This window comes from Pseudomonadota bacterium, assembly GCA_023229365.1.
Lineage (GTDB): Bacteria > Myxococcota_A > Polyangia > JAAYKL01 > JAAYKL01 > JALNZK01.
In genome coordinates this window covers 1-6027 of the sequence record JALNZK010000213.1, presented here as the reverse complement: position 1 = coordinate 6027, position 6027 = coordinate 1, and the positions used below count along the sequence as shown (strand labels likewise).

The 6027-nt window shown below is 68.0% G+C and carries 2 protein-coding genes; both read right to left on the bottom strand.

From position 1 onward, the window contains the following. Positions 1 to 8: 8 nt before the first annotated feature. Positions 9 to 3479 carry an N-6 DNA methylase gene (locus M0R80_31085; GenBank protein MCK9464086.1) on the bottom strand — a complete coding sequence of 1157 codons (3471 nt, stop codon included), beginning with the start codon at positions 3477 to 3479 and terminating at the stop codon, positions 9 to 11. Beyond that, a partial coding sequence (locus tag M0R80_31080) for a DEAD/DEAH box helicase (GenBank protein ID MCK9464085.1) occupies positions 3476 to 6027 on the bottom strand: 2552 nt, incomplete at its 5' end. The genes M0R80_31085 and M0R80_31080, both read right to left, overlap by 4 nt.

Below are 6027 nucleotides of genomic sequence, written 5' to 3'. Positions count from 1 at the left end.
CTTCCGATCTAAAGGTTCGCGTAGAGGCTGGCTGGCTCCTTGTCTGACAGGAACAGTGGCAGTTTATTCCCCACTCCCGCCCTCCGAATAACGGCGGCGATGACGGTGCGCTGATCGGTGCTCCGGCAGATGTCGCGCCAGCCGAGAAGCCAGCTACGATCCCAGCGGCCCGCAAGCGGGTCTTCGACCTCACGTTCCGGAACCCAGTAGTAAGGCAGCGCAACGAACGTCGGGTCCGCGTGCTGTTCGGGAGTAGCCTCGGGCAGCTTGCCCTGGTTTCCCTGAGCCTCGGTCTGCCCTTCGTATGTGCCAAAGCAGTGGTTGAAGTGGTGGACCATCTTGGCTTCGTATAACGGCAGGTACTTCTCATCACCGTGCACGAAGATATTGCCGCTGAGTGTCCAGCCGTTCTCTTCGAGTTGCTCCCTCGTTCGGAATAGTCCTGAGTCGCTTGCCATGTTGAAGATCCCTTGACGAAAACTTACCCGCCACAGGTTCACCTCGGGCTCATCGTCCCGGGACTCTCGGACTAAAACGGGGACACGGCGGTAGATGGTCTTGGCGATCTCAGCGTCCCGACGCCAACGAAACATGGGGCATGTTCCCGTGTTGGGGTTCAGTAGATCGAACTCATCAGGCAGCAACGAAAAGTGGCGCTCGTCGTCCGCGAGTTGGGCGACCTGACGGGCGAAGAACACGAGGTCTGCGGGTGAATTCCTCCGGTCGTAGCCCACGGTAAGGAGAACGAATCGAAAGGCGTGGTGTACACCTGGGAAGATGCGGTCCTCGTTCTCGAAGTGGTACAGGCTCCGCAGGCTGTTCTTCCCGATCAAGTCCTGGAAAAAGAGCTTGGTGGTGTCGTCGGTGGCAATGCCCGACGGCAGGATGCAGCCCACCTGACCTGCGGAGGAAATCAGGCTCTGGTTCAGCTCGGCAAAAACAGCGTAGGTGTTGATCCGACCCCGTGCGCATAGAGGGAAACGCCCTGTGCTCCGTAAGAGATGCGTCTCGGCATCGACACCACGCTGCGCTGAAAGGAAGTCAGCGAAAAGCTGAGGGTCCTCCTCTTCGAGTCTCGCGATGGCTTTCTTGCGTGCGGCAGCATTTGCTGCGCCCGAGATGTCAGGTCGCGTCGTAGCGAAGAACTCCTCCTCCATGATCTCGACATGCTCCCACGGCGGGTTCCCCAGCACGCAGTCGAACCCTCCACCCCACCCGGTGCCCTCGTTCTCCTCGCCCCGGAACACCTGCGGGAACGCCAGGTGCCAGTGGAAGAAGTGATACTCGACCTTGAGCCGCTCCACGATCTCCCGGGTCCTCGCGGGCACCTTGTCCGGCCCGGCCTTCATGCGCTGCCAGAGGTCCTCGGTGATCGCGGCCTCCTGGTGCTCCGCGACCTTGGGCCACACGAACGCCGCGCACCAGGCGTCGGCCAGGAACGCGGCGTGCCGGTACTCGCCCGACTCCACCAACCCCTTCCACAGCCGCTCCTTGCAGCGCAGGGTCTCAATGGAGGCATCGTCCTTCTGCTCCACGGTGACGGCGCGGCCCGCGATGACGTCGTAGCGCGCCGGTTCCTCGGCCACGCGGTCGAAAAGCAGCGCGGTCTGCCCCTTGCGCTCCTGCTTGTTCCGCTTCTTGAGCGCCGAGGCGATCTTCTTGTCGTCGCCCTCGATGGCGTCGAATGCCTCGTCCGGGATGCCCTTGCGCAGCAGCGCGGGGGTCGCACCGAGCAGCGAGTTGCCGCACTGGATATGGCCGTCCAGGAACGACAGGGGCCGCCCCGGCTCCAGCGCCTCCATCCACAGGGAGACCTTGCACAGCTCCACGGCCATGGGGTTCAGGTCCACGCCGAAAAGGCACTTGCCCACCACGTCGCGCAGCGCGTGCTGCATCGCGGTCGGACTCGGCTCCTCGTCGCCGGAGCGCACTTGAGCGAGCCGCCGGGCGATGCGCCGCGCCGCCGCCACGAGGAAGTGGCCGGAGCCACACGCGGGGTCGCACACCTTGAGGTCCAGGATCGCCTGCTCGGGCTCGGGCTTCTTCGCCGCCTCGGCGAGCACCGGGTCGAGCGCCGAGTCGAGCAGGCAGTCCACGAGCGAAGACGGCGTGTAGTAGCTACCCGTGGTCTTGCGCTCGTGCCCGGCGGCGGTTCCCAGCTCGAACCGGGCCGCCTCCTTCTCGATGCGCGGGTGCAGCTCTAGGAGCGACTCGTAGATGCTCCCTAGCTCGGCCGCGCCCACGAGCCTCCAGTTGACCGTCTGGGTCACCCCGGCGTCGCGGGTGGCGCACAGGGCGCGTACGGCGGCGAGCAGGTCCTCATTCGCGATCTCGGAGCGCAACGGCCAAGGGGCCGCCTCGTCGGTCCACAGGAAGCTGCCGAGCGCGGGCAGACCCAGCTCGGGGCACCCCTCGCGGAGCCGCGCCATGACGAGCTTCAAGCCCTGCCATAGGTCCGGGTGCGGGCCGCCACGCCGCCGTTCGGCCAGCCTGCGGAGGCGGAGCGTGGAATACCAGTCGAGGTACCGCTTGCGAGCGACCTCGGGGGCGGCGGGATCGAGCAGGGCGCCACGCTCCTCGGCCGCAAACAGGAAGATGAGGCGGTACACGAGCCGGAGGAGCTGCCGGTAGTAGTCCTGGGCCGCGAGGTCGCCGCGCGCCAGGGCGTCGCGCAGCTCGACGTTCGCGCGGTGGCGCAGGAGCCCGGAGCCGAGCTGCTCGATGGCGACCTTGACGCTCGCCCGGAGCTTGTCGAGGGCGCGCACGCCCTCGTCCTTGGAGAGCTGGAACCACTTTTCCAGCCAGCACTCCTCCGGCTTGTCGGCCTCGACCCGGCTCTCATGGCAGATCATCCACAGGAGCGCGAACTCGGCGTACTGCGCGCCCTCCATGATCGCCTGGAGGTCGAACTCTACGTACGCCTGCCGCGTGAGGCTGCGGTTGTCGCGCAGGATGCGCAGCACGTATCCGTTCGTGACGAACGCCCACAGGTGGTCGTCGGAGCGGTTGAGGAAGTCCTGCACTAGCCCGTGGGGCGACGCCATCGCCGCCCCGGCCACGCCCTTCTGCCGCTGGTCGAGGCCGATGCGGAAGCCGAGCGTGTGGATCGGCGAGTTCTTCCAGAAGTGGGAGATCGCGAACGTACGGCGCTCCAGCTCCACGGCCTTGGCGATTGTCAACCGGCCGTACCCCAGCTCTTGGAACAGCGGCAGGAGCCACCGCTCCCGCGTGACGGCCGTCCCGAGATCGGAGTCGGGCAGCTTGGCCGCCGCCTCCGCGAACGCCTTCCACGCGGCCACCAGGCGGCTCCAGGCGCGGCTCACGGCCTCGCCGAAGGTCTCGGTGCCGACGAGGTGGTAGTCGGTGACGTTGAGGCCGGGCACTACCTTGTCGCCCGCCGCGATCCGTTCGAGCAGATCGGACGGGAGCAGCCCGCCCTCGGTCTGCACGCAGGCGAACGCGCTGCGCCCCCGCCTCATGACGCGCCTCCCTTGGGCACGGGCAGGTAGACAAACGCGCCGAGCAGATCCACCGGCAGGTGCGGCTCGACCTTTATGCCGCGCATGCTGATCCGGGCCGCACCGCGTACCCGCTTGTGGGCGATGAGCAGATCGCGGCCCCGGTCCTCGGCGACCTTGTGCAGGTGCGGCCGGAGGGCGGGTACTGCCTCCATGAGCCGCTGGAGCTGCTCGCGTGCCGGTTCCGCCGGGACGTTGGCGCCGGGCTGGGCGTCGAGCAGGGGCAGCACCGCGTCCTCTGGGAGCCAGATCGCCTCCTCGGGGCTGCCCTCGAAGCCCACCAGGGCGAGATCCTCGGCCAGGATGGGATCGGCGCCACCCTCGGCGATGAGGTGGTAGCGCAGGCGCAGGAGCAGCAGGGTAGTCCGCTTCGAGACCGCGCCCGTGCGGATCACACCGCAGCGCCGGGCCGGGCCCGGGAGCGCCGCGTCGAGCGCGCCCTCCAGCACCAGCGCCGACAGCCCCTCGATCACCGGATGGGTGCGGGTGACCAGCTTCGCGCCCTTGGGCACGGGCGGCCCGAAGCAGATCGTCAGCCCCTCATCCTCGCCCACGGCGTCGCGCAGCGCGGCCGGTGCTCCCTGGAGCGAGATCGCGTGGGTGTTCTTCTTCTTCGAGATCGCGACGCCGAAGCTCGTGAGCACCTCGGTCGTGAACCGTTCGACGTCCTGCCCGCTGCCGAGCGCACGCCGCGTCTCGGTCAGCTCGGCGACGAGATCGTCGCCCACCGCCTTCTGCATCTGGTGCTGCGCGAACAGGTTGCGGGTCTTCTTCTCCCGTTCCGCGACCGCGTCCCACTGGATGTCCATCTGCTTGCGAGCCGGGTCCTCGGCGAAGTCGAGGAGGAGCTGCTGCGGCTCCGCCTTCTTCCTGAGCAGCAGCCCCTGGAAGATCGCCTCCACGATGACGCTGGTATCCATGGGCACCGGCACGGTGATGCCGAGCTGGGAGCGGATGCGCTTGTGCTTGCGCAGGAGCACGTCGAGCACGAAGCCGTCCACCGGGTTGTCCTGCCCGTAGAATGTGATCGTCCGCACGACCGGGTTCGGCTGCCCGTAGCGATCCACGCGCCCCTCGCGCTGCTCGTGGCGGGTCGGGTTCCAGGAGAGGTCGTAGTGCATGACCGCGTCGAACGACTCCTGGAGGTTGATCCCCTCGGACAGGCAGTCGGTGCAGACGAGGACGCGACGGTCGTTCGCGGCGAGATCGGCGACGCGCTCCTCGCGCTCCTCGGGGGTGAGCTTGCCGGTGATCGCCTGCACCGCGACGCCCTTGAGCTTCTGCCGCAGGTGGTTCGCCACGTACTCGGCCGTGGGGATAAACCGGCAGAACAGGATCGGCGCGAAGCCGTCGTCGAGCAGCTCCTTCACGAGCTTGGTCGCATGAACCAGCTTGGCGTCCTGATCGCCAGCGAGATCGACGACCTCGCGCATGAGTTCGAGGAGCCGTTTGCGGTCAGAGGACGCCTCGTCCTCGTCGACCTGGGACCCCGGCACCACGTCGATGCCCTCGGTCGCCTCGTCGTCCAGGTCGAGCACCGCGCGGCCGCCCACGGCGTCGGCCTCTTCGAGCGTCTCGGTGTCGGCGGCCATGGCGCGGTTGACCAGGGTTGCGGCGGCGGCGGCCGGGCTGGAGCCCAGGGCGCGCAGCATGGCGAGCGCCGACCACCACTTCACGCGCTGGCGGTGGGCGGTGGCGCCGGGCTCGACCACGCGCTCGCGGCAGTACGCCAGGAACTTGTCGAACAGCTTCCGATACTCGGGCTTGAGCGTGTAGCTGTCCTCGGCCGCCTCCTGCGCCGGGAACGGCGTCTCGGTGCCCATGTACTCCTGGAGGTCGGCGCGGCGGCGCTGCACGAAGTAGCGGGCCAGCTCCTCACGCACCTTGCGGTTCTTGTCGCCCGAGAGGTCTTCCGGTAGCTCGATGAAGTTCGGGCTGAGGAGCCCGAGCAGGGAGCGGAACGCCGCCTCGTTGCCGCTGTGGGGTGTGGCCGTGACGAGCACGATGTGCCGGTCCTCATCGCGGGAGAGCCCCTCCAGGAGGTCGTGGCGCTGCTGGCGGTATCGACCCGGCCCCACCGGCGCGGCGCAACCGTGGGCCTCGTCCACGATCACGAACTCCGGGCAGGCCCGCAGGAACTCGTGCCTGCGTTTCTCGGCCTTGATGTAGTCGGTGGAGACGACGACGTGCGCGTGGCGGTCGAACAGCGACTCACCCGGACCGCAGTCGCGCTCCAGGCGGGCGGCCGTGCTCGGGAGCACCAGGGCCGCGTCGATGTGGAACTGGTCGGTGAGCGCCCGCTGCCACTGCTCCGCGAGGTGCGGCGGGCACAGCACGGCCATGCGCCGGATCTCGCCCCGGTCGAGCAGCTCGCGGGCGATGAGGCACGCTTCCACGGTCTTGCCGATGCCGACGTCGTCGGCGATCAGCAGGCGGATCGTGTCCTGGCGTAGCGCCATGAGCAGGGGCACGAGCTGGTACGGTCTCGGCTCGATGGCGATGCGGGACA

Excerpts from the sequence above, each read along its gene's own strand:
- M0R80_31085 (MCK9464086.1), bottom strand. The coding sequence starts at position 3,479 with ATGAGGCGGGGGCGCAGCGCGTTCGCCTGCGTGCAGACCGAGGGCGGG.